The following is a 23,327-nucleotide window of genomic DNA, read 5'->3' as shown; positions in this document are numbered from 1 at the left end:
CCAGTAATAAAATGCAAGCGCTTTTTGGTAAAAAATAAACAAAAAATTGGTTTTAAAGGATAGAAATAACACTAATGGTTAAAAATGCATCAAAGTCACGCTTTATCGCTCCAGCACAATGGTCTGCTGAACTGCTTTGCAAGAATGCTATCTTTAATGATGTAAGTCAGCTATTTGCGTTAAGCGCCTGCCATTGCTGGCCTGACCTAGCGTTACTCAATAGTTGGCGTCAAGCTAAAAACTATCAATTTGTTGAAAATGCCGTGTTAGAGAGCGATGGCCGTTATTATGAACACTTTATCTATGCGACTAGGCAAATCCCCACTCGCGCCGAGAACTGGCATGACTTTTTTGGTGCCTTAATTTGGTGTCTATTCCCCAAAACTAAAGCCCTGCTAAACCAGCTACATTGGGCGGAAATGGCTGAGCATGGTCAACAGCAGCGTAGTAAGCTGCGGAATAAACTGACGTTATTGGATGAATGTGGGGTGCTGGTTTGCTTGGAGCCAGAGCAGCTCACACACGCTGAATTATTGCGCCAACACCAATGGCAGCAGAGTTTTGTGACAAAGCGCAGTGACTGGTGGCAGGGGGTGCGGCCGGTGATTTTTGGTCATGCGATTTATGAAATGGCCACAGTGCCCTTTATGGGTTTAACGGCAAAGTGTTGGTTTATGTCGGTGCCTGCTGGTTTTAGCCGCTGGTCCTTAACAGATACTTACACTTTTTTAGATGAAAAATTGGCTCAACAAATTGCTAACACTAGCTCCCTGCTTGATAATCAGCAGCTAACACCTTTGCCACTACTTGGTATTCCGCACTGGTATGCCGCCAATTGTGAGCAAACGTTTTATACCAACACGGAGTATTTTCGGCCAAAAAGCGTGGTACAACAGGGCAATTAATGCAGGATAGCCAGATGATAGAAATTAAAAACTTACAAAAAGCCTTTTCTCTAACTAAAAGCAATAAGTTATCTGATACTGAAAAACAGGATGTGCGTTATAGCAATAAACAGTTTTTGTCCGTGCGCAATGTCAGTTTTCATTGTGGTCCTGGTGAAGTACTAGGGTTACTTGGTCCCAATGGCGCCGGAAAAACCACAACGTTGCGTATGTTATCAACGGCGTTAAAACCTGCTGATGGATCGGTATTTATAAATGGCGTTGATGTATTAAAAGAACCGGTGAAAGCCCGCAAGCAAATCGGTTTTTTATCCGCGGATACCGGTTTGTACGGCAAGCTAACGGCTTATGAAAACATTGCCTATTTCGGTCGTTTACATGGCATGAAAGAGGCTGCCTTAAAACAGCGAATTGATGAACTCTTTACCATGTTAAATATGCATGATTTTGCTAATCGGCGCGCCGATAATATGTCGACGGGGATGAAGCAAAAAACCGCTATTGCCAGAGCGGTAGTGCATTCGCCTAAAGTGGTGATCCTAGATGAACCGACCACCGGGCTGGATATTATGACGGTGCAAACGGTACTGGATTTTATTAAAGGTTTAAAAGCAGCGGGTACGCCGGTTATTTTTTCAACGCATCATTTAGATGAGGTGGCGAGCCTTTGCGATCGCGTTGTGGTGATTGATAAGGGCATTAGCGCTTTTTCTGGCAGTTTGGCTGAGTTTAGTGCGCTATCCGCTGACGGCGATCTTCGAGACGCCTTTTTGGCTGTGTTACAGCAACAACCTACAGAGCAAGGAGCCGTCTAATGTGGCAGGTGTATTTAAAAGAATTAACTGAGTTAATGCGCGATCGTAAAACGCTGATTTTTGTGATTTTACTGCCTATTTTTATCTTCCCAGTGATTTTCGGCATTATGGGCTTAGTGCTGTCCTCAACCACCAGCAAAGCCATGCAGGAGCAACATAAGTACGTTATCGTCAATGGCCAACAGGCTCCTGAATTTGCAGAAGCACTGTTTTACCATAAAAACTTTAAGAAAGTAGAGACTGAACTGACCGAGCCAGCTGAACTCATTGCCGCTATCCGAGCCGGAGAGTTTGCCGTGGCCGTGGTGATTCCAGCTGATTTTAAAGATAAACAAGCTGCGGTAGAGCAAAGTCAGTGGCAGCTTATTTATAATCAGTCCAGCCAATTAGATTTTATGTCGCGCTATTTTAATGAGTTGCTAGAGAATTATACTGGCCAGTTACAGCGCCAATCGTTAAGCGCTTTAGGTGTTGATCCGGTCAAACTTAGCGCTATTTTAAAACCTGTTGTTGTCGAAAAAGTGGATACAGCCGCTAAACGCGAGAATTTAGGTGAAAAATTTGGCGCCTTGATAGCTTACATTCTTATTCCACTGTGTTTACTTGGTGCGTCTTATCCGGCTATTGATATGGGTGCGGGTGAGAAAGAGCGCGGTACCCTAGAAACGCTGTTAATTTGTCCGATAAGTCGCTCGGCAATTGTCTTAGGTAAATTTTTAACGGTATTGACGACAGGGCTTGCTGGAGCATTAATTACGGTAGGCAGTTTTGGTATTTGGGGGGCGGTCATAGGTTCGTTTGCTGGCTTTGGGGTGGTGCAAGAGGCGATGGGCGCCATTGCTACGATCGAGTTGTTACTTATTTTCTTAATGATTGTGCCGACCTCAGCGATTTTTGCTTCTTTACTGTTAGCGATTTCAATCTACGCCAAAACTTTTAAAGAAGCGCAAAACTATATGAGCCCGCTGACCATTTTAATGTTTGTGCCATTAGCGGCAGCCATGATGCCGGGCGTAGAATTGACCACTAAGACAGCATTAATTCCGGTAATGAATGTAGCACTGGCGATTAAAGAGCTGATTAAAGGGACGGCCGATGGCGGTATGATCGCGTTGATTTTTGGGGCAACGGTTGCCCTTGCTGCAGCGTTGATTGCTTTTTGTGTGCATTGGTTCCAACAGGAAAAAGTGCTATTTCGATAATTTTTGAATAGGTTATCAAAAAGCTATTGATAACGATTCGCAATAATATTATTATGGCGCAGTTTTCTGAAAAGGGGCTGTGCCATGTTTGTGTGTATTTGCAAAGCGATATCTGACAAAGCGATTAAGCAAGCTATTGCGGAGGGCGTTGACTCTATGCGTGAGTTAAAGGCACAGCTAGGTGTGGGCAGTCAATGTGGTAAATGTGTGTGCCAAGCCACGCAAATTCTACATAACGAACTGGTAAAACAGCATCAGTTGATTGATCAGTTAGCTAAACCTGCAGCCTAGATAGTGAAAGCTGCGTAAAGCTTAGATTTGTGAAATATGCAATATTTTTGCATTTTCATTCAACATAAAACCCGCCATAATATCCGCTATCTTTATTTAGTTCTGCAGCAGCAAAGCAAGCACTTATTTAGCGTTGCTTGATTGCACAACTAAGGCTAAATAACATTCATTCCTAAGATGCTTACTGTTGCTACGATACCTATACAATATGAAGCATAAAAACTAATACAAGCATAACCATTGCAAGGGGCAGTTATGGATCAGATTAAGCAAGTGGCTATTGTTGGTGGCGTGCACGGCAATGAGTTTTCGGGTATCTATTTGGTGCGCCAGTATTTGGCTGCTCCTGAGCAGGTGAGTCGCCAAAGTTTTGCAACCGAAGCGGTATGGGCTAATCCAGAGGCGCATTATGCTAATAAGCGTTACCTGCATAGTGATTTAAACCGCCAGTTTAAAAATGAGGATTTAGCGGATCCAAACTTAAGCAATTACGAGCAGAGTCGCGCCAAGGTGCTCAATGCCCAGCTTGGCCCTAAGGGCAATGCCCGTACTGATTTGCTGATTGATCTGCATAACACGACCAGTAATATGGGCGCATGCTTGATTTTGACTCAGGCAGGACCTTTTTATAATAAATTGGCTGCTTATGTAAAAATGCAGATGCCAGAAGCCATTATCTCGCGTGATGAAGATCATTTTGCCGCAGAAGATCATGCGTTAATGTGTACTTTAGGCCGTTATGGCGTGCTGGTGGAAGTGGGGCCACAGCCACAATCGGTGCTACGACAAGACGTGCTAGAGCTAATGCATAGCATGACGCAGCATATTCTGGATTTTGTCGAGCTTTACAATACCCATAACTTGCCAGCACTACCCAAACAGACAGAAGCCTTTCGCTATTTGCATAGCATTAAGCTACCCATGAATGAAAAGGGCGAGCGGATAGGGATGGTACATAAAAACGTGCAAGATAGGGATTATCAGCCAATTTACCCCGGTGATCCGATCTTTACCTTATTCGATGGCACGGAAATTCGTTATGAGGGCGAGACGGTGGTTTATCCAACCTTTATTAATGAAGCCGCCTATTATGATAATAATCTGGCCATGTCGTTAAATGAAAAGGTGGTGATTACACTTGAAGATTAAGCCCAGGTTGACTGCGTTATTGGCTCAGCCTCTGCAGAGTTAGGTTTAAGACGATTTAAGCCACTTGGGCTGTTTTCGCTTTGGAATCACCAAAGAGTCAAACAGCCATGTGGTCTAACGCACTTAGATTTCCAACTAAAATCTGTATCTTGACGTTACCTAGCTTGCGTATCTGCTGTTATAAGCAGTGCTTAGAGCGTAGTGTAGTTGGCTTTTTTCTGGATCAGCTCGATGGCGTAATTATCCGGATCTCGCACAAAGGCGATTTCAGTAGTACCACCTTTGACTGGGCCAGGTTCGCGGCTAATCACCCCGCCTTTGGTACGAATTTTATCACACGCCTCGTAAACGTTGTCGACTTCCAACGCGATATGGCCAAAGGCATTACCCAAGTCATAGCTGTCGGTACCCCAGTTATAGGTTAGCTCCAGCACGGCTTGGCTACTTTCGTCGCCATAGCCGACAAAAGCCAGCGTGTATTTGTACTCGGTATTTTCAGATTGGCGAAGTAATTTCATCCCCAGTACGTCGGTATAAAAGGCGATTGATTTTTCTAAATTACCTACGCGTAGCATGGTATGTAAAATGCGCATATTCGCTCCTATTCGGTTTTTTCTTTGTACTCACAAAGATCTTCAATAATACAGCTGCCGCAGCGCGGTTTGCGCGCAACACAGGTATAGCGGCCATGCAGGATCAGCCAATGGTGCACATCCAGTTTAAACTCAGCAGGTACTACCTTTAGTAGTTTCTGCTCTACCTCATCCACATTTTTGCCTGCTGCTAATTTAGTGCGATTTGAAACCCGAAAAATATGAGTATCTACGGCAATGGTGGGCCATTTAAAGGCGGTATTCAGTACCACATTGGCGGTTTTGCGGCCCACACCGGGCAGGGCCTCTAAGGCTTCACGATTTTCTGGCACTTCACCGCCATGCTGCTCTACCAAGATACGGCAGGTTTTGATCACGTTTTCGGCTTTAGTATTAAATAAACCGATGGTTTTAACATAGTCTTTCACACCTGCCACACCCAAGTCCAACATGGCCTGCGGTGTTCGTGCAACGGGAAATAACTTACGGGTTGCTTTGTTAACACCAACATCGGTTGCTTGGGCTGATAATAACACGGCAATCAGTAACTCAAACGGTGAACTATATTCTAGCTCAGTGGTTGGGTTTGGGTTAGCCGCGCGTAAACGGCTCAGGATGTCGATGCGCTTTTGCTTATTCATTATGCTATGCCACTTATTGTGTCGCGCCTGTTACTCTTGCCCGGGTAATAGAGCCTTTTGCTACGGCGTGCTTTTTGGCTTGCCGATGGTCAATGCTATTTTTTAAGGCAATTAATAACCCCATGCCAATGAAGGCGCCAGGAGGTAACATCGCTAATAAAAAGTGGTTATCACTCTGAAATACTTCTATTCGCAAAGCACCGGCCCAGCTCCCTAACAGTAAATCTGCGCCATCAAACAGGGTACCTTGCCCCAATATTTCACGCATTGCTCCCAAGGTAACCAGCACCATTAGAAAACCCAAGCCCATCATCAAGGCGTCAATCGCCGAGGGAAATACGGGGTTTTTTGAGGCGAATGCTTCCGCCCGACCAATAATGGCACAATTCGTCACAATCAGGGGTAAGAAAATCCCTAAAGATTGATAAAGGCCAAAGGTAAAGGCATTCATTAATAACTGCACCACCGTAACAAAGGTCGCGATAATCATCACGAAGATGGGAATGCGGATCTCATTCGGGACATGTAAACGTACAAGTGATACAACAATGTTCGAGCCCATCAGCACCAGTAATGTGGCAAGGCCCAGACCGATCGCATTGGTTAAGGTATTAGTAACGGCCAATAAAGGGCATAATCCAAGTAATTGGACTAAACCAGGGTTATTTTTCCATAACCCCTGCAGGGTAAGCTCTTTGATAGCACTCATGGTTGCACCTCACAATTGGGTGTTGCCGTCGCTAAGCCGGGTGATTCTTGAACATAACGCGCTGCTCTATAAATCGCATTAACTACGGCTCTTGGTGTGATGGTGGCGCCGGTAAATTGATCAAAGTCACCGCCATCTTTTTTGACTGCCCAACGCTGTTCATCTGCTGCAGTGGCTGATTTTTGCGTAAAGCTGTAAATCCAATTGCTGCGACGACTTTCAATTTTATCACCTAGCCCTGGGGTTTCTTGATGGCTGATGACTCGGCTACCTAAAACGATCCCCGCAGGACTGACGGCCACCAATAAATCGATATTACCGCTATAGCCATCTGGCGCAGTCACCTCTAACAAATAGGCTTTTAGTACATTTTCTTTACGCCAGCGATAGACTTTTTGCGCTGTTTTACCCAGCTGCTCTGGCGCATCTACTAGCGTGCAGTCGGCAAGTAAGGCTCTGCTATCAGCCGCTTCAGGCAAAACTTCCTGCAAAATAGCCAGTTGGCTTAGCAAGCGTTGTTCAGCTATTTTAGGTTTAGTAAATTGATCTAAACTGCCTAAAATCGCTACACAGATAATGGCCACTAACGCGAGTGATAGGGCATTTTTACTAATTGGACGAAGCATTAATCGCGCCCTCTGGGTTTATGACCATAAGTGCGTGGACGGGTATAATAATCAATCAGCGGTACGCACATATTGGCTAATAACACGGCAAAAGCGAAGGCGTCAGGATAACCGCCAAAGCTACGAATGATGTAAACCAAAATCCCTATCATTGCACCATAGTAAAGGCGGCCTTTATCTGTGGTAGAAGCCGATACCGGATCGGTAGCAATAAAAAATGCGGCTAACATAGTTGCACCGCTGAATAAGTGAAATAACGGGCTGGGATTGGCGTCTGCAGCGGCTAACCAGCCTAAGGCGCTTAGTAAAAATAAACTGCTTATCACGGCAACAGGGATCCGCCAACTGATCACTTTTTGTTGAATCAGGAAAAGCCCGCCGGCGAGATAGGCAAGATTCACCCAAAACCAACCCACATTAATAAATCCTTGAAAAATCGGCTTGGTGTAACTCTCTGACAGCGTTAACCCTTGCGCTAAATCCGTGCGATATGTATCTAGCGGTGTTGCCAGCGTTGTACCATCAATACCTTGTTGGAGTTGTGATAGGCTAAAACCTCCGCAGCTATATTGGGTAAAAACCGCGCAGATAGCATCCACCGGGCTTAAGGTTAACGCTTGCAAGGGTAGCGGTGGCAACCATTGTGTCATTTGCACGGGGAAAGAAATCAGCAATAGCACATAAGCTGCCATAGCCGGGTTGAACAGATTGTTACCAAGCCCGCCATAGAGCTGTTTGACGAAGATAATGGCAAAAGCAGTACCGATGACAATCAGCCACCATGGTGCATAAGGTGGAATAGAAATTGCCAAAAGTACGGCTGTCACCAAAGCACTATGGTCGGTCAATCTGGGTAAGATGGGTTTTTTACGAAGCCAAAGAATAAGCGCCTCACTCAACCAGGCTGTGATGATAGCGAGTAGCAGCTGGACTAACACACCATAACCAAAAAATACAGCTTGTAAGGCAATACCCGGTATGCCGGCATAAGCCACCAGTTTCATCAAATTAGCCGTGCTTCTGCGGCTGTGATGATGCGGTGAACTGGCAATCTTAAAACTCATCATTAAAACTCATCATTTTTCATCTTCCGGTTTTGCGGCTTTACGCGCTTTAGCACGCGCAATAGCCGCCGCTACAGCGGCTTGGCGAGGATCAGTGGGTGCTTCGACACTTACTGCTGCTTCGGCTGGCGCAGTAGCTAAGGGCGTATTAATTGCTTCTGACTCGGCCACTTGCTGTTTTTTTGCTTTCGCACGCGCGATGGCCGCAGCTACAGCGGCTTGACGAGGATCAGTGGGTGCTACGACATTTTCTACTGCTTCTGCTGGCGCACTAGCTAAGGTCGCAGCAACTGCTGGCTCTGCCTCGGCCGTCTGTAATTTTTTGGCTTTAGCTCGTGCAATAGCCGCTGCTACAGCGGCTTGGCGAGGATCAGTGGCAGCTGCGACATTTTCTGCTGTGTCTTCTGACGCGGCAGTTAAAGTTGCGTTAACCGTTGGCTCTGACAAGGCTGCTTGCTGTTTTTTGGCTTTAGCGCGGGCGATCGCTGCCGCTACTGCTGTATTTTGGGGATTGTCCGAGCTAGCTAAGCCAGTATTATCATCAGCTGCAGATTGAGGCGCTGTTTCAGATTGTGCTGCTTTAGCGGCTTGGTAAGCTCGCGCCTGTTGTTTTTTTAATTCCCGTTCAGCAATAATCTGCTCATGGTTTTTCGGCGTTTCCGGCTCTGCTTGCTTTGCTTTGATTCGGGCTAGCGCATCAGCAACCGCGTTAGTGGCGCCACTTTGTTGCTGAGTTTGCACTCGGTTAGCCGCTAACTGTTGATTTTTTGCTAATCTTGCCTGTTTTTCTGCTTCCAAGCGTGCGTTGCGTGCTTCAAAACGCGCTTTTGCTTGTTCTGCTTTAACGGCCTCACGTTGTTGCTCACGGATATCTGCTTTGGCAATGCGGTAGTATTGTACCAAGGGTATTTCACTCGGGCAGACGTAGGCACAAGCACCACATTCAATACAATCGGCTAAGTTATATTCTTGAAGTTTGTCGTAATCTTTCGCTTTGCTATACCATAATAATTGTTGTGGTAGTAAGGTAGCGGGGCAGGCGTCTGCACAAGCGCTGCATCGGATACAGTCTAACTCTGGTCCAGCATCAGGCAACTCCGCTGCGGTCGGTGCCAAAATGCAGTTAGTCGTTTTCACTACAGGTACCGATAGATCGGGCAAACTAAAGCCCATCATCGGGCCACCCATAATAACTTTTTGCTGGCGCTCCGCTTGAAAACCACAGAAATCTAACAGTGCATAAACTGGAGTACCGATCAGTGCATGCACATTTTGTGGATGCATTAAGGTGTCTCCTGTTACTGTTACGATACGAGAAATAAGCGGATGATCGTCAATTACGGCTTGGGCAATGGCATAAGCAGTACCCACATTTTGCATGACGATGCCAATATCCGCTGGGCGACGTCCCGCAGGCACTTCTTTATTGGTCAACAGCTGAATTAATTGTTTTTCTCCACCGGAAGGATATTTAACCGGCACTTCCCGCACATAATAATGCTCTCTCTGGCTACATGCGGCTTTTAATGCTGCAATAGCAATGGGTTTATCGTCTTCAATTCCGATAAGCACAGCTTTGGGATTAAGCAGCTTACAAAGAATGTCTATGCCTTTGACAATAGTGGTGGGATCTTCTTGCATAAGCGCATCATCAGCACTGATGTAAGGCTCACACTCCACGGCATTAATAATTAAGTAATCTACCGGCTTATTCATACCGGTTTTCAAATGTGTTGGGAAACCTGCACCGCCCATACCGGCAATACCACTTTCTTGTATTCTGGTGATAAGCTGTAATTTGTCACAACTGACAATATTAAGCGGCTCTCGCTCACGCCATTCATCTAAGCCGTCAGGTTCGATCACCACCACGGTTTCAGGCAGTGCCGAAGGGTGGGGGCTGGTATGGTCAGTAATCGCCAGTACAGTCCCTGAGGTGGGGGCATGCACAGGCACTGCCATGGAGCTATCGGCTAAGGTTAAGGCTTGTCCTTTTAATACTCGGTCGCCTACGGCGACTAAAACATGCCCTGCTACACCGATATGTTGGCGAATGGGAACGTATAAACGATCAGGCAAAGGCATAGTGGCCACAGGTTTACTGCTGGTGTGTGCTTTTCTAACGGGTGGATGAATTCCACCATGAAAGTCCCAGAGCGTTCCGGCTTGAATTTGCTGAAATAAACTCGCCACAGGCTACTCCACTAGTTTAACGGGAATGGCGTGCAAATCCCATTTCCACCGTTCCGGTGTTACCGCAACAGGGATCATATCAATACAATCGACTGGACAAGGTTCTACACAGAGATCACAGCCAGTACATTCTTCTGCAATCACCGTATGCATCATCTTTGAAGCCCCTAAAATGGCATCGACAGGGCAAGCTTGAATACATTTTGTACAGCCGATACATTCATCTTCACGGATAAAAGCAACGCGTTTAATGGCAGGTTCTTGCGCCGCATTAAGGGGTTTAGCTTCAACCCCCATTAATTCAGCTAACTTTTTTATGGTTGCTTCACCGCCAGGGGGACATTTATTAATTTCATCGCCATTGGCGATGGCTTCTGCGTAGGGGCGACAGCCTGGATAGCCACATTGACCACATTGTGTTTGCGGTAAAATATCATCGATTTGTTCAACTAAAGGATCGCTCTCTACTTTAAAACGAATGGCAGAATAGCCAAGGAGGGCACCAAAAAATAGCGCTAGCACACCTAGCACTAGCAAGGCGGTTATCACTGTCATACTGTTCTCACCAGACCACTAAAGCCTAAAAAGGCTAATGACATTAAACCTGCTGTTATCATGGCGATAGCGGCACCTTTAAAAGGTAGAGGAACATCTGCCGCTGCTAGTCTCTCGCGCATTGCTGCAAACAGCACTAGCACTAGAGAAAAACCGACAGCAGCACCAAAACCATACAACGCCGAATTGATAAAGTTGTGGCGCGCATTGACATTAAGCAACGCTACACCCAGTACCGCACAGTTAGTCGTGATTAACGGAAGGAAAATCCCCAATAGCCGGTAAAGACTGGGGCTGGTTTTGTGCACCACCATTTCAGTAAATTGCACCACCACCGCAATCACTAAGATAAAACTCAGCGTACGAAGGTATAAAAGATCAAGAGGTGCTAATATATAACTGTCAACCAAATAGCTGCAAATCGAAGCCAAGGTTAATACGAACGTGGTGGCTAACGACATACCAATAGCGGTTTCTAGTTTCCCGGATACCCCCATAAAAGGGCATAATCCTAAAAACTTCACCAGAACAAAGTTATTTACTAATACTGTACTTACTAGAAGTAGAAGAAATTCAGTCATAATGTTACTTAACGCCGTATAAGCCCTATATTATGCAGTTTCGGCAGCGTTGATACAACCAGATAAAAAACAGGGCTTTGCTAAACAAAACCCTGAACTGACAATTTTACAATACGATTATTCTGGCTAAGTAGACTAAATGGGTTGCGGTTTTCCAATGTAATAACCTTGGCAGCCATCAATGAATAATGACTCAAGCATGTGTTTTTCTTCCTGCGTCTCCACACTTTCAGCAAGCACACTCACACCGATCCGATGTGCTAAATCAATCATCAACCTTAAGAAATATTGATTATTCTTATCTTCGTCGATTTGTCTGGTATAGCTACCATCCATTTTTATAAAGTCAGGTTTTAAATCGCGGAAAAATTTAAAGGAGGTAATGCCTACCCCAAACTTTTCAACCGTAATACGGGAACCGACTCGATGTAACATATCGATAAAGCGTTTACTGGTTTTCAGGTTTTGTTGCAAGCCAAACTCACTGACTTCAAAGATGAGTTGAGGTGCTATAGCGCCATCTCTTAATAAACGACGCTCTAACCAAATTACAAATTGCTCGTCATGCACGCTGCGAGGCGAAAGATTTATCCCAAAATATTGATCCTGCATACTTTGAGTTTTAATCGTATTAAGACACGTTTCTACAATTAAACGATCAATTGCAATAATTTTATCAAGCTTTTCTGCCATAGCAAAAAATGAGGCTGTTGGCAGTATTTGGTCTTCGTGCGTTTTAAAACGCACGAGCACCTCAGCATAGGCTCTTGAGGTTCTGCTACAAGGTTGGATAGTCTGTAATAATAACATCAGTCTATTATTATTGATGACATCCTCAATAACATTGCGCCAATTTTGATTGCCATAATTATTCGCAGCATTTTCTAAGCCGTTAGCTTCTTTTTGCAGATGCCAAGCATTGGATTGTTTGGTTTGCGCTAAGCTTATCGAGGTATCGGCAGTAGCCAGCAACTCTCCTAATGGTTTGCCATTGGTATAACCGACCAAACCGGTATAAGCGACGGAGTCAAGTTCAGTAAGTTTTTGATATTCGTTAAATCTGTTTTGTAATTGTTGTGCAAAATTTTCGGCTTCTTTTGCCGTGACTTTAGGCAAAATGATGCCAAAGTCGCAGGCGTTAAGTCGAAAAATTTTATTTTCTTTATAAGTTTGAGTTTGGCGCTTAATGATTTCAGCAACTTCTTTGATATATTCATCACCCGCATGAAAACCACGGCTTTGGTTAATGCCTTGCAACTCAGTACAACGGGTAATAGCAAAAATACCAAACTCAGCTTGTGTTGAATCATGAATCTGCTCTTCATAGGTTTGCACAAATCTATTGCGATTTGGCAATCCTGTAACAGTATCTTTATAGGCTTCTTCAGCTATTTGTTGCGCCTCGGCGGCCATACTGGCATGGAGTTGTTTGTTGTAGTTGCCAAGTTTATTTAAAGCCATGCCTAGGGTAGAAAACTCTGCGGGGAGTTTTGAAAAATCCGCTTTGTAATTATCGGAATCTATTGAGAAGCTCTCTAAAACATTTTTTACTGCGATGTTCGCGAGTTGATATTTACGCTTTAAGATAGCCTTAAGCAGAAAGGTGGCTAAAATCAGCAATATAAAGGGGAAAACGAAGATAAAGTATAAAAACGTATTTAGGATGGCCTTCATCGCATCGGTATTTAACTCAAAACGAACTAAAACGTCTTGTTGAAAATCACTTACGGTGATTAGCTGGTTCTTCTTACCAAACAGTTGCAATAGGGTTTCAAAGAAGGTTTCAGATGAAGGATTGTTTTGTTCGTATAGCATAGTGCCATCAAGACGGCTGACTTCTAAGCGTTTAAAACTAAAACTGCGCTCTAATTGCCGGCTGAGTAATTTACCGTCATCAGTAACATGCGAGCTAATAATTTGCTCAATGGCATTTTTTGCTTGTAAGTCTTGTAAATTCAGTAAGCTTTTACTGTATATGAGAAATAAACAGGATAGAACCACCGCCAGTAACAAAGCCGTTACTAGCTGAACACCAAGTAGCGCACGAATATTCTTCATAAGGTCTAACCACCAGATTAATCTAAGTTCCGTCTAGATAATGTGAGTATAGCTTTTTATGCGTGATAATAGTTGGAATTTAAACAAAAAAACAAAAAATCAGCACAAAATCTGATGGTAGATTTACTTAAAGAGGGCTTTGTAAAGACAAAAAGTGGATGGCTCCCCAGACTGGACTCGAACCAGTGACCTACGGATTAACAGTCCGCCGCTCTAACCAACTGAGCTACTAGGGAACAATTTTAAAGCTACAACAAGAGTGTTTGGCTCCCCAGACTGGACTCGAACCAGTGACCTACGGATTAACAGTCCGCCGCTCTAACCAACTGAGCTACTAGGGAAAAGAAACATGTTTACTACGCTGTTGGCTCCCCAGACTGGACTCGAACCAGTGACCTACGGATTAACAGTCCGCCGCTCTAACCAACTGAGCTACTAGGGAACAGCTTTCAACGGGGCGCAATACTAATGCCAGCTCAGCATGCTGTCAACACTTTGCCACAGGGATTTTTATCTTTGATGCTTAGTTGCACATTGTTTCAGCAGAATGCTGTTTTTCAGAGCGAACCAACAGTAAAAGTTTCCCACTTCTCAGCAAGCCTCGTCTTCTAAGGGGTAGCTTGACTTACCCACAGAAGCTGTGGATAAGTCTGTGGGTTTGTGGTTGCTTAATCTTGCTAAGCCTTATGGTGACTCTGTTTGCTTTAGGTCAATAGGTTTTTGATAAAAAATATATTCCTTACTTATCAGTAACTTGGGCATTTTGGTGCGATGCGGTAAGTTCTGTAAATGGGAGGTTATTCAGAAAAAGCCTATTACGCTTGAATTGTGCACTCTTTTATTGCCTTGCAGCCTAGTTTTCAGTTTGCATATTTTGGTAGATCCATGGTGCTGGTCGTTGTTTTTAACTAGAATACCCACCTTTCTAAAAGCTATGCTTAGCGAAATCAGGCCTTATAATGAAGCAAAATGCCTTATTGACAGCAGATATCACGCCTCTTCTCAAAAGATTAACTTGGCCTGTCATGGGCGGCATGCTTACCTTAATGAGTTTTAATCTGGTTGATACGTTTTTTATTAGCTTACTAGGTACTCAACAATTAGCCGCCATAAGTTTCACTTTTCCAGTGACCTTTATGGTGATTAGTCTTGCTATTGGTTTAAGTATTGGTACTTCAGCGGTAATTGCTCGAGCCTTGGGGGCGGGGAATACCGAAGATGCTCAGGCGGATAGTTTAAGTGCCTTATGGTTGGCTGCCTTATTGGTGTCGTTGTTAGCTATTCTGGGTTATTTGCTATTGGATCCCTTGTTTTACTTGCTTGGCGCAACGCCTAGCACCCTAGTCTATATTCGCGATTATATGGTGATTTGGTTAGCTGGTTCAGTACTGCTGGTTACCCCCATGATTGGTAATGCGATTTTACGGGCCGCCGGGGAAACTAAGATCCCCAGCCTAGTAATGGCCAGTGGTGGGGTGGTGAATGCTATTCTCGATCCTATTTTAATTTTTGGGTTAGGCCCTTTACCTGCCATGGGGATGCAGGGGGCAGCGCTTGCTACTGTGATTTCCTGGTTCAGCGGTTTTATCTTTATTCTCTACTGGTTAAGCGTTAAGCGCGGTTTGTTAACGCACTGGTTTTTACCATGGAAAGCGTGGTTAGCGATTTGCCGCAAAATATTACATATTGGTTTACCTGCCGCGGGGGCGAATATGTTAACGCCGGTTGCTATGGCGGTGTTGACGGCGATTATGGCAACCTATGGCAATGAGGCTGTGGCTGCTTTTGGAGTAGGGGCTAGGTTAGAAAGTATTGCCTGTTTAGTGATACTCGCCTTATCGATGACGTTGCCGCCTGTGATCAGTCAAAACTTTGGAGCAAGTCAGTTTCAGCGTGTCAGGGAAGCGTATTTAGTATGTTGCCGTTTTGTGCTTGTATGGCAAGCATTGGTTTATGCTTGTCTTGCGTTATTGGCTTATCCAATTGCGGCGTTATTTACTGATAATGAACAAGTTGCAACCTACGTGCGCTGGTTTATCTGGATCATGCCACTGGCATACGGCTTACAGGGTATTATTATTTTAACCAACTCCTCCTTTAATGCTTTGCATTTACCTGCCAAAGCGGTGGTGCTGAGTGTGCTCAGGTTATTTATCTGTTATGTTCCCTTAGCTTGGCTGGGTGGGGTCATGTTTGGCGTTGTCGGTGTTTTTATTGGCTGTGTTATCGCTAATCTGCTTACCGCATCGGTGGCGTATTATTGGTATAACCGCGTTTTACAGCATTTTGCTCCTTTATAGAGGTTCCTATGTCACGTGCCTTTGAACTGATCTCGGATTACCAACCCGCAGGAGATCAGCCTGAAGCCATCAAAAAATTGGTCGAAGGTTTAAATAATGGCCTCGCTCACCAAACCTTACTTGGGGTAACAGGCTCTGGAAAAACCTTTACCATGGCCAATGTTATAGCCAATGTTGGTCGGCCAACCTTAATCATGGCGCATAACAAAACCTTGGCTGCGCAACTGTATGGTGAAATGAAGGCTTTTTTCCCAAATAACGCAGTGGAGTATTTTGTCTCATACTACGACTATTATCAGCCTGAAGCTTATGTCCCCTCCAGCGACACCTTTATCGAAAAAGACGCCTCGATTAATGAGCATATTGAGCAAATGCGCTTATCCGCGACCAAGGCGTTAATGGAGCGGCGGGATGTGGTGATTATTGCCTCGGTATCAGCGATTTATGGTTTAGGTGATCCGCAATCCTATATGCAAATGTTATTGCATTTAAAACAAGGCGATATTGTTGACCAACGCTTTATTTTACGACGCTTAGCGGAATTGCAATATACCCGCAATGATTTAGCTTTTGAACGTGCCACCTATCGGGTGCGCGGAGAAATTATTGATATCTTTCCTGCTGAATCGGAAGCTATTGCGGTGCGACTGGAATTATTCGATGAAGAGATCGAGCGCATCAGTTTATTTGATCCCTTAACAGGCGCGGTAGAAAAAATAGTCACTCGCTACACCATCTATCCTAAAACACACTATGTCACACCAAGAGAAACTATTTTAGCCGCGGTGGAGCAAATTAAGGTTGATCTTGCACAACGCCGTGCCGAGCTGTTGGCGGCGAATAAACTAGTAGAAGAACAACGCTTAGCGCAACGCACACAGTTTGACATTGAGATGATGATTGAACTGGGTTATTGCTCAGGCATTGAAAACTATTCCCGCTATTTATCTGGCCGTGATCCCGGCGGGCCGCCACCCACCTTGTTAGAGTATTTTCCTGATGATGGATTAATGTTTATTGATGAATCTCATGTCACGATTTCGCAGATCGGCGCTATGTATAAAGGCGATCGCTCGCGTAAAGAAAATCTGGTTAATTACGGCTTTCGACTCCCTTCTGCTTTAGATAATCGCCCATTGCGGTTTGATGAATTTGAGGTTATTGCGCCGCAACGTGTTTATGTATCAGCGACGCCTGCGGCCTATGAAATTGAGCATTCTGCGGGTGAGGTGATAGAGCAAGTCGTTAGGCCCACAGGGTTAGTTGATCCTGAGATTGAGATCCGACCTGTGGCGACTCAGGTTGATGATTTAATGTCAGAGGCGATGTTAAGGGCGCAACGTGGTGAACGCGTATTGGTTACCACGTTAACCAAAAAGATGGCAGAAGATTTAACCGAGTATTTGAATGAGCACAACATTCGCGTGCGCTATTTGCACTCGGATATTGATACGGTCGAGCGGATGGAAATTATTCGTGATCTGCGTTTAGGGGTATTTGATGTGCTGGTCGGCATCAATTTACTGCGAGAAGGCTTAGATATTCCTGAAGTATCGCTGGTCGCGATTCTGGATGCAGATAAAGAAGGTTTTTTACGATCAGAGCGTTCACTGATTCAAACAATCGGTCGCGCGGCCAGAAACTTAGCCGGACGCGCAATTTTATATGCGGATCGTGTGACCGACTCTATGCGTCGAGCTATCGAGGAAACGGATCGGCGCCGCGCGAAACAGCAAGCCTTTAACCAGTTACACGGTATTGCACCAAAGGCGATTCGGAAAAAAGTGGCCGATGTGATGGATTTAGGGCAGGCACCAAGTCAGAATCCAGCAATTGCCAGAGAAGTGGCTGAACAGCAAGCCAGAATTCGAGGGAAAACACCTTATCAAGTGCAAGCCGATATTAAGCAATTGGAGCAAAAAATGTTGCAGCATGCTCGCGATCTGGAGTTTGAGCAAGCGGCTGCTTTACGCGATCAAGTACAAGGGTTAAAAAAGCTATTGTTAGAACTAAGCTGATTATTCCTTGACCTTAAGAGTTGATTTTGTTCAGTTTTCGTTAAGACGCTGTCGTTAAGATAGCGACATTAAACAAATGGACTTATTCTCACCCTTTGAGGTCAATATGAAAAAACTCGTTATCGCCGCTCTTTTAACGTTTACTACCGGCAGTGTGTTAGCCAATAGTTTTCAACATGAAACGCATTTAGATTATGGTTCGACTGATCTGCTGAATGCCGATGTGGATATTTTAAACCTGTCTCACCAGTTTTACTTAACGCCAGTACGAGTCAGTAACATGCCATTGGCAGAAGCGGGCTTTTTAAGCCGCAGCAGTAGCGTGTTATTCGGTTATAACTACACTCAGTTTGATTTTGGTAATTTCGGTAAGACCAGTGCAAGTGCTTGGTCCGTGGGGGGCGAGTATCGCGATACCAGTCACCATTTCTATGCCAGTTTACTTTGGACTGAATTTAACAACAGCAGTGATCGTAACATTGAGACAAGTCTTGGTTATTACCTTGATCCCAGCTGGTTAGTTAAATTGGATATCGAGCATTTTCGTCCAGATGGCGAGGGCAGTGCCACGCAATACGGGGTAAGCACAAAGAAAGTAATGACCTTAGCCAGCGGCGACTTTTTAAATGTTGAAGCGGGATATATGGATATTGCAGATAGCTCTTTCGGTCGTTTTGGCGTAGCAGGCGATTATTATTTTGGGCAAAATTTCTCTTTAGGTCTTGCATACGATTGGTTAACAAAAGGTATTTTTGATGCTGATGAGGATGCCTTTACAGTTCGCAGTAACTGGTATGCTCTGCCAAATTTAGCGCTAAAAGCCGCTGTGACCTTTGATAGTTTAGATGCAGGTGATGATGTCTATCAGGTGGGTGTGACTTACCGTTTCTAAATCTACCATTAATCAAGCCTAACTCTTTGTTTCGATGTTGTTCTTGCTGTTTTGGGCCGCAATAGCGGCCCTTTTTTCAATTACTTACTTTATGAGCAGTGCGTTAGATTTTGATGCCCCAATCCTGCCACGCTTGTTGACACAACCCTTCCTGAAACGTCGGTGCCGCTATGGCAATAAGCGCTTTGGCGCGTTCAGCCATGCTTTTCCCTCTTAGCTGCGCAATACCATACTCAGTAACAATGTAATTGACATGGGCTCTGGTAGTCACGACGCCTGCGCCGGGTGCCAGTAAACTACTAATACGGGAAACCTTGCCACCGGCTGCGGTTGCTGGCAAGGCAATAATCGCCCGGCCACCGTCAGATAAACTGGCACCACGCACAAAATCCATCTGACCGCCTACACCAGAATAGATTTTCGTGCCCAATGAATCGGCACACACCTGACCACTGAGATCCACTTGCAAGGCGCTATTAATGGCCACCACTTGCGGATTTTGCCGAATCACCGCTGTATCGTTGGTGTATTCCACATCCAAAAACACTACTTCAGGATTATCATCAACAAAATCATAAAGTGCTTGAGAACCCATCGCAAAGGTGGTGACAATTTTCCCGCGATGCTTACGTTTATTTTGATTAGTGATAACGCCCTTGGCTAACAGTGGTAATACACCATCGGAAAACATTTCCGTATGAATACCTAGATGCTGTCGATCGCCCAAACAAGCAAGGGTAGCATCAGGAATCGCACCTATCCCCATTTGCAAGCAGTCACCATCGCGAATTAAACTGGCAACATGCTGGCCAATTTGGCGGGTAGTCGCATCCAGCTCTGCCGGTAAATGGAGCGGTAAAGGGGCGCTATATTCAACATAACGGTCAAAACGACTTAAGTGAATAAAGGAATCGCCATGGGTTCTTGGCATCAATGGATTAACCCAAGCAATCACCCGTTTTGCCACTTGCAGGGCAGCCCGAGTGGCTTCTACTGAAATGCCTAAGCTACAATAGCCATGTTTATCCGGTGGCGAGACTTGAATCAAGGCCACATCTAATGGTTGTTCCCCGCGACGAAATAATTTAGGGATTTCAGAGAGAAAAATAGGCACATAATCGGCCAGTCCCTGCTGTACTGCTTGACGCGTGCTGCCGCCCACAAAAAAACAGCGCTGGCGCAGATGACCCGCTAAGGCCGGGTCGCATAGCAGTTGGCTGTGCTCGGTGTGCAATTGTAACAGCGTCAGGTTTTTTTTCTGCAAAGCCACTTTAGCCAGCGCTTGCAACAAAAAGTAGGGTGTAGCCGCCATCGACTGACACCAGATGTTATCGTGATCTTGTAAAATACTCAGTGCCTGTTCGGCAGTTGCAACGCGCATTAAGGTCTCCTTTTCATGTTATGCGCATTTTAGCGTCTAGGTGGAGGCATGCACTGATGCGGATCAATAAGCACACGCTATTTTACGGTTGCCGCTTCCTCACAAGGTATCACATCCACAGCGACTTTTAGCTGATGACTGCCACTGCCTTGCACTAAGCCTTTTAGTGGCACCACATCGGCGTAATCCCGGCCAAAAGCGATGGTTAAATGCTGTTGGCAGGGTAACAAGTTATTGGTGGGATCAAAATCGACCCAGCCTAGTTCAGGATCAAATACCGCAAACCAAGCATGTGAGGCATCAGCACCTTGCAAACGTGGTTGACCAGGCAAGGGTTGTGTTTCTAAGTAGCCGCTGACATAGCGTGCGGGTATGCCATTGGCGCGCAAACAGCTTATTGCCAATAAAGCAAAGTCTTGACATACGCCACGGCGATATTTCATGACTTCAGATAAAGGTGTGACTACAGTGCTAAAGCCCGGTGTGTAAATGAAGTTAGCAAATATATACTGATTTAACTGCTCAGCCAGTTGTAATAGCGTTTGGCCAGGTTGCCTTAATGGGGGGAGTAAGGCGGCTGCTTCAGCACAAAACGGTGCCATTCGACTTGGCTGACAAAGTAGTTTGGCGTAAACCGCCTCGCTGCTTGTGCTTTGCTGTAAAAAAGTTTGTAGCTGTGCTTCGGTACAACCACTACTTAAGCGTTCGGCATTATGCCGAGGCTGTATTTCCAGCGTAGCGTGACTTATCACACTCAGTTGTTGGTGTGGCGGTTGTAGGTGAATAAAATGTCGAATGTTACCAAAATAATCAGCATATTGACTGATTTCTGTACCAGCAGGATAAATAGTTAGTTGGGTGCTTAATACCCGCTGATAGCTGAGGTTTCTTGGCGTTAAACACGCTAGATTGTAGCTGTTAGAAACCGGGTGTTGATAGACGTATTCGGTCAGGTGTTTTAACTGGTATTTCATGTCGTAGCCCAAGGGCGGCTTAGATGCGCATGCGTAAAGTAGCATAAAGACAATTCGTCAGACAGCCGTCTTAATAACTGTTGGATATGCTGCAAATGTTCGCCCAGTTGCGCAGCAGGCTGGTGTTCCACAATAAGTTGTTGCGCATGCAATTCACTAAGCAAAGCCGCTAAGGCATCCGCAAGTGCAGGTAAACGTTGTCTGTCGGCGGTCGTTAACTCGGGTAACGCCGCAACTTGTCGACTGAGTCGTTTACTCTGATAGCCCACGGAACGCGGGGTTGTGGTATCCAGTAGTAACAAATCAATTATGGCCACTGGGTTGAGTTCTGAGCGGTAGCGGCGGCGATAGGTCATTAAGGTATCGGCCATCCTTAACAATGCCTCCATCAGGCTGGCATCAGGCGTGGTTTGCACAAAGATGCGCTCGAGTAAGGCACTGGTTTGCCACGCACGTTCCAAGTGTTGACCAATATCCATAAAACGCAGTGCTTGTGTGCGGCTCATGGTTTCATTATTCATACCATAAAAGGCAGTCTGTAACATCACGATGTCATCAAGCAGCCGCAGAATACTCATCGGTTGTTGTAGATCTGGTTCTGCAGGCCATTGATAGATCGCTTCTTGCAGTTTGTCTAATAGGTACCAAGTATCATCACTAAAGTATTCTCGAACAGACTGTGCGTTGTAAACAAGGTTTTTTAGTAACGAAATCACACTTAGCTTATGTTCAGGATCAAATAATTGCCGAAGCGCTGAACTCACTGACTGATCTTGGCTTAGAGGTTGTGCGCCATTTGCCGCCAGACAAAAATCAACAAAGCACTGCACTGATTTAGGTATAAAAGGGGTGGTAGAGCTTATTAGAGGCAGTGCCACCCGTAATGCTCGGGTCAGTAAATTCAGTCGTTCGTTATAGCGGCCAAGCCAAAACAAATGATTAGCAACACGGCTAGGCAGTAACCCCGACTCTCTGGATAAAGTTACGGCGGAATAGCTGGTTTGCAGTAGTGATTCAACCGGCTTATCATCCCCCAAAATCCACACGTCTTTACTCAGTTCAGCCTGTTGAGCGTGCTGAGCTAGCGGTAATTGGATACTGCTTTGCTCACCAAAACGGCTAAAAGCGCCTGCCAGCAGCAGCGGTGTCGCCTCTGCTTGGAATAAACTAAAGGTTCTGAGGGTGCCAGGCAGCTGCATTTTACCGGTATAGAGGTTATAGCAAGCTTGGTTTTGTACAGACAATTTTTCACGAACAATAAAGGCTGCAGGTTGTTGCATCAAGCGATTTAAATCCAACACGCTTTGCTGTGCATTTGCCAGATCATGCATCAAATAGGCTTGAGGATTTGTTTGCACCAGACTTAACGCCGCGGCATCCTGACACCAAAAAGCAGGTACTGAGGGTAAGGTTAACGGCGCTTTAAAAAAGAATTCGGCAGCAGCGTCTAAGTAGGGCAATAAAATACCGGAATCAAGCAAGGCTGCCCCAGGTGGGTTGGCGCAAAATAGTTGCTGCTGACGAATGCTATGCAGTAAGCCTGCAATGCCATTAGCGTATTGATCCAGAGCCAGCGGATCGGTTTGCTGATCATCTAGATAGCGTAATAGTGCGCCAACGGGTTTTAAGCCGCTAAGAGTTTTCAGCCAAATTTTCGCTTCGCGATACATCAAATCTGCTGTGTGCACTAATGCAACGTCTAGATAGTTTGCCAGAAAAGCCTGTTCAAAATAGGCTGCATCACGCTCGCCATGAGTCAGAATGGCGGTTAAACCAGCATGCTGTGCTTGCAGATATTGCCGAAGCTGGCGAAAGAAACCAGCTAATTGCAGCTTTGATACTGACTGAGCAAGCTCCGGTAAGTGTTGTTTCAGGGCCAATCGATGTTCTAAGGCGAAGCCCAGACCTGCAGGTGTTTTACAACTGTCGGCGAAGGCGCAAAAGCGACCATCATTAAGCGGAGCAATATCTGTCGCTAGCAGGGGCAACCATTGTGCTGCCGTGGGTAACAGAGCATGACACTCGGGCAAATACTGTGGGCAGTTAAACAATAATTCTGCCGGAATAATGCCTGCGGCCAATAACTGCTGCGGCCCATATAAATCGGCTAATATCATTGCTAATAAACGATGACGTTGCTGAATGCCTGCAGCAATAACTTGCCATTGCTCTGCCTCTATTATCCAAGGGTAGAGATCAAGTTGACGGCTAGGGGTATGCCAGCGTTCAAAGCTGGCGCCGTTTTCCCGTAATTGATGTTGCAGTGAAGTATGCCAACGCGCCAACATTGCAGCCGGTTGACGTTCAAACCAGTCAGCCAGCGCAATAGCTGCTGGCGCCGTTATAGGACAAGCCTTTGACGTGTTTGACACTGCGACTC

General features: G+C 45.4%; 20 protein-coding genes and 3 tRNA genes. 8 read left to right on the top strand and 15 right to left on the bottom strand.

What is annotated here, in order from left to right:
• Positions 1-74: 74 nt before the first annotated feature.
• The 5 genes from ACO1PK_RS16170 to ACO1PK_RS16150 all read left to right on the top strand — a co-directional run bounded on the left by ACO1PK_RS16170 (position 75) and on the right by ACO1PK_RS16150 (position 4,362).
• Positions 75-905: a DUF3025 domain-containing protein gene (locus ACO1PK_RS16170; protein WP_423186617.1), complete on the top strand. Its 831-nt coding sequence runs from the start codon at positions 75-77 to the stop codon at positions 903-905.
• A 14-nt stretch (positions 906-919) separates the two neighbouring features.
• Positions 920-1,720 carry an ATP-binding cassette domain-containing protein gene (locus ACO1PK_RS16165; protein WP_423186616.1) on the top strand — a complete coding sequence of 267 codons (801 nt, stop codon included), beginning with the start codon at positions 920-922 and terminating at the stop codon, positions 1,718-1,720.
• Positions 1,720-2,922, top strand: coding sequence for an ABC transporter permease (locus ACO1PK_RS16160; RefSeq protein WP_423186615.1), 1,203 nt, complete (start codon positions 1,720-1,722; stop codon positions 2,920-2,922). Before ACO1PK_RS16165 ends, ACO1PK_RS16160 begins: the two co-directional genes overlap by 1 nt.
• An 84-nt stretch (positions 2,923-3,006) precedes the next feature.
• Positions 3,007-3,213, top strand: coding sequence for a bacterioferritin-associated ferredoxin (locus tag ACO1PK_RS16155; RefSeq protein WP_423186614.1), 207 nt, complete (start codon positions 3,007-3,009; stop codon positions 3,211-3,213).
• A gap of 255 nt (positions 3,214-3,468) precedes the next feature.
• Positions 3,469-4,362 carry an aspartoacylase gene (locus ACO1PK_RS16150; RefSeq protein ID WP_423186613.1) on the top strand — a complete coding sequence of 298 codons (894 nt, stop codon included), beginning with the start codon at positions 3,469-3,471 and terminating at the stop codon, positions 4,360-4,362.
• A 191-nt stretch (positions 4,363-4,553) separates the two neighbouring features.
• On the opposite strand, the gene gloA is transcribed toward ACO1PK_RS16150, so the two are convergent.
• The 12 genes from gloA to ACO1PK_RS16090 form a co-directional block, all read right to left on the bottom strand.
• Entirely contained in the window at positions 4,554-4,955 is a 402-nt protein-coding gene (gene gloA, locus ACO1PK_RS16145; RefSeq protein ID WP_423186612.1) for a lactoylglutathione lyase, read from the bottom strand.
• An 8-nt stretch (positions 4,956-4,963) separates the two neighbouring features.
• Positions 4,964-5,596: an endonuclease III gene (gene nth / locus ACO1PK_RS16140; RefSeq protein WP_423186611.1), complete on the bottom strand. Its 633-nt coding sequence runs from the start codon at positions 5,594-5,596 to the stop codon at positions 4,964-4,966.
• Positions 5,597-5,609: 13 nt separating this feature from the next.
• Complete coding sequence (locus ACO1PK_RS16135) at positions 5,610-6,305, bottom strand: electron transport complex subunit E (RefSeq protein ID WP_423186610.1); 696 nt, start codon at positions 6,303-6,305, stop codon at positions 5,610-5,612.
• Positions 6,302-6,931: an electron transport complex subunit RsxG gene (gene rsxG, locus ACO1PK_RS16130; protein WP_423186609.1), complete on the bottom strand. Its 630-nt coding sequence runs from the start codon at positions 6,929-6,931 to the stop codon at positions 6,302-6,304. Before rsxG ends, ACO1PK_RS16135 begins: the two co-directional genes overlap by 4 nt.
• Positions 6,931-7,995, bottom strand: coding sequence for an electron transport complex subunit RsxD (rsxD, locus tag ACO1PK_RS16125; protein ID WP_423188243.1), 1,065 nt, complete (start codon positions 7,993-7,995; stop codon positions 6,931-6,933). The genes rsxG and rsxD overlap by 1 nt, the downstream gene beginning before the upstream one ends.
• Positions 7,996-8,007: 12 nt before the next feature.
• A complete protein-coding gene (gene rsxC, locus ACO1PK_RS16120; protein WP_423186608.1) occupies positions 8,008-10,188 on the bottom strand; it encodes an electron transport complex subunit RsxC in 2,181 nt (726 codons plus the stop codon).
• Between the two features lie 3 nt (positions 10,189-10,191).
• Complete coding sequence (gene rsxB, locus ACO1PK_RS16115) at positions 10,192-10,743, bottom strand: electron transport complex subunit RsxB (RefSeq protein WP_423186607.1); 552 nt, start codon at positions 10,741-10,743, stop codon at positions 10,192-10,194.
• The gene (gene rsxA / locus ACO1PK_RS16110; RefSeq protein WP_423186606.1) at positions 10,740-11,324 is read right to left on the bottom strand and encodes an electron transport complex subunit RsxA; all 585 of its coding nucleotides are present in this window, start codon (positions 11,322-11,324) and stop codon (positions 10,740-10,742) included. Before rsxA ends, rsxB begins: the two co-directional genes overlap by 4 nt.
• A 135-nt stretch (positions 11,325-11,459) precedes the next feature.
• Positions 11,460-13,382, bottom strand: a complete 1,923-nt coding sequence (locus tag ACO1PK_RS16105) for an EAL domain-containing protein (protein ID WP_423186605.1) — start codon at positions 13,380-13,382, stop codon at positions 11,460-11,462.
• A 159-nt stretch (positions 13,383-13,541) separates the two neighbouring features.
• Positions 13,542-13,618: transfer RNA gene (locus ACO1PK_RS16100), tRNA-Asn, on the bottom strand.
• A 28-nt stretch (positions 13,619-13,646) separates the two neighbouring features.
• Positions 13,647-13,723 (bottom strand) — tRNA-Asn (locus ACO1PK_RS16095).
• Positions 13,724-13,747: 24 nt separating this feature from the next.
• Positions 13,748-13,824 (bottom strand) — tRNA-Asn (locus tag ACO1PK_RS16090).
• Positions 13,825-14,341: 517 nt separating this feature from the next.
• On the opposite strand from ACO1PK_RS16090, the gene ACO1PK_RS16085 reads away from it, so the two are divergent.
• The 3 genes from ACO1PK_RS16085 to ACO1PK_RS16075 all read left to right on the top strand — a co-directional run bounded on the left by ACO1PK_RS16085 (position 14,342) and on the right by ACO1PK_RS16075 (position 18,592).
• Positions 14,342-15,682 (top strand): MATE family efflux transporter, encoded by a 1,341-nt coding sequence (locus tag ACO1PK_RS16085; RefSeq protein WP_423186604.1) that lies wholly within the window; start codon positions 14,342-14,344, stop codon positions 15,680-15,682.
• An 8-nt stretch (positions 15,683-15,690) separates the two neighbouring features.
• On the top strand, positions 15,691-17,700 hold the full coding sequence (gene uvrB / locus ACO1PK_RS16080; RefSeq protein ID WP_423186603.1) for an excinuclease ABC subunit UvrB: 2,010 nt from the start codon (positions 15,691-15,693) through the stop codon (positions 17,698-17,700).
• A 106-nt stretch (positions 17,701-17,806) separates the two neighbouring features.
• Entirely contained in the window at positions 17,807-18,592 is a 786-nt protein-coding gene (locus ACO1PK_RS16075; RefSeq protein WP_423186602.1) for a putative porin, read from the top strand.
• A gap of 103 nt (positions 18,593-18,695) precedes the next feature.
• Here the strand turns inward: ACO1PK_RS16075 and ACO1PK_RS16070 are convergent, their stop codons facing one another.
• From ACO1PK_RS16070 to ACO1PK_RS16060, 3 genes are all read right to left on the bottom strand, one after another.
• Positions 18,696-19,973, bottom strand: a complete 1,278-nt coding sequence (locus ACO1PK_RS16070; RefSeq protein ID WP_423186601.1) for an acetyl-CoA hydrolase/transferase family protein — start codon at positions 19,971-19,973, stop codon at positions 18,696-18,698.
• A 77-nt stretch (positions 19,974-20,050) separates the two neighbouring features.
• Positions 20,051-20,947 (bottom strand): transglutaminase family protein, encoded by an 897-nt coding sequence (locus ACO1PK_RS16065; RefSeq protein WP_423186600.1) that lies wholly within the window; start codon positions 20,945-20,947, stop codon positions 20,051-20,053.
• Complete coding sequence (locus ACO1PK_RS16060; protein WP_423186599.1) at positions 20,944-23,319, bottom strand: circularly permuted type 2 ATP-grasp protein; 2,376 nt, start codon at positions 23,317-23,319, stop codon at positions 20,944-20,946. The genes ACO1PK_RS16065 and ACO1PK_RS16060 overlap by 4 nt, the downstream gene beginning before the upstream one ends.
• Positions 23,320-23,327: the final 8 nt, after the last annotated feature.

It is taken from the genome of Alishewanella sp. d11, from assembly GCF_049390205.1.
Classification (GTDB): Bacteria; Pseudomonadota; Gammaproteobacteria; order Enterobacterales; family Alteromonadaceae; genus Alishewanella.
This window is presented reverse-complemented; position numbering and strand designations above follow the sequence as displayed.

Excerpts from the sequence above, each read along its gene's own strand:
- rsxG (WP_423186609.1), bottom strand. The coding sequence starts at position 6,931 with ATGCTTCGTCCAATTAGTAAAAATGCCCTATCACTCGCGTTAGTGGCC.
- ACO1PK_RS16135 (WP_423186610.1), bottom strand. The coding sequence starts at position 6,305 with ATGAGTGCTATCAAAGAGCTTACCCTGCAGGGGTTATGGAAAAATAAC.
- ACO1PK_RS16105 (WP_423186605.1), bottom strand. The coding sequence starts at position 13,382 with ATGAAGAATATTCGTGCGCTACTTGGTGTTCAGCTAGTAACGGCTTTG.
- ACO1PK_RS16065 (WP_423186600.1), bottom strand. The coding sequence starts at position 20,947 with ATGAAATACCAGTTAAAACACCTGACCGAATACGTCTATCAACACCCG.
- ACO1PK_RS16150 (WP_423186613.1), top strand. The coding sequence starts at position 3,469 with ATGGATCAGATTAAGCAAGTGGCTATTGTTGGTGGCGTGCACGGCAAT.
- ACO1PK_RS16165 (WP_423186616.1), top strand. The coding sequence starts at position 920 with ATGATAGAAATTAAAAACTTACAAAAAGCCTTTTCTCTAACTAAAAGC.
- ACO1PK_RS16160 (WP_423186615.1), top strand. The coding sequence starts at position 1,720 with ATGTGGCAGGTGTATTTAAAAGAATTAACTGAGTTAATGCGCGATCGT.
- uvrB (WP_423186603.1), top strand. The coding sequence starts at position 15,691 with ATGTCACGTGCCTTTGAACTGATCTCGGATTACCAACCCGCAGGAGAT.
- ACO1PK_RS16170 (WP_423186617.1), top strand. The coding sequence starts at position 75 with ATGGTTAAAAATGCATCAAAGTCACGCTTTATCGCTCCAGCACAATGG.
- ACO1PK_RS16075 (WP_423186602.1), top strand. The coding sequence starts at position 17,807 with ATGAAAAAACTCGTTATCGCCGCTCTTTTAACGTTTACTACCGGCAGT.
- nth (WP_423186611.1), bottom strand. The coding sequence starts at position 5,596 with ATGAATAAGCAAAAGCGCATCGACATCCTGAGCCGTTTACGCGCGGCT.
- ACO1PK_RS16155 (WP_423186614.1), top strand. The coding sequence starts at position 3,007 with ATGTTTGTGTGTATTTGCAAAGCGATATCTGACAAAGCGATTAAGCAA.
- ACO1PK_RS16085 (WP_423186604.1), top strand. The coding sequence starts at position 14,342 with ATGAAGCAAAATGCCTTATTGACAGCAGATATCACGCCTCTTCTCAAA.
- rsxA (WP_423186606.1), bottom strand. The coding sequence starts at position 11,324 with ATGACTGAATTTCTTCTACTTCTAGTAAGTACAGTATTAGTAAATAAC.
- rsxB (WP_423186607.1), bottom strand. The coding sequence starts at position 10,743 with ATGACAGTGATAACCGCCTTGCTAGTGCTAGGTGTGCTAGCGCTATTT.
- ACO1PK_RS16070 (WP_423186601.1), bottom strand. The coding sequence starts at position 19,973 with ATGCGCGTTGCAACTGCCGAACAGGCACTGAGTATTTTACAAGATCAC.
- rsxD (WP_423188243.1), bottom strand. The coding sequence starts at position 7,995 with ATGAGTTTTAAGATTGCCAGTTCACCGCATCATCACAGCCGCAGAAGC.
- gloA (WP_423186612.1), bottom strand. The coding sequence starts at position 4,955 with ATGCGCATTTTACATACCATGCTACGCGTAGGTAATTTAGAAAAATCA.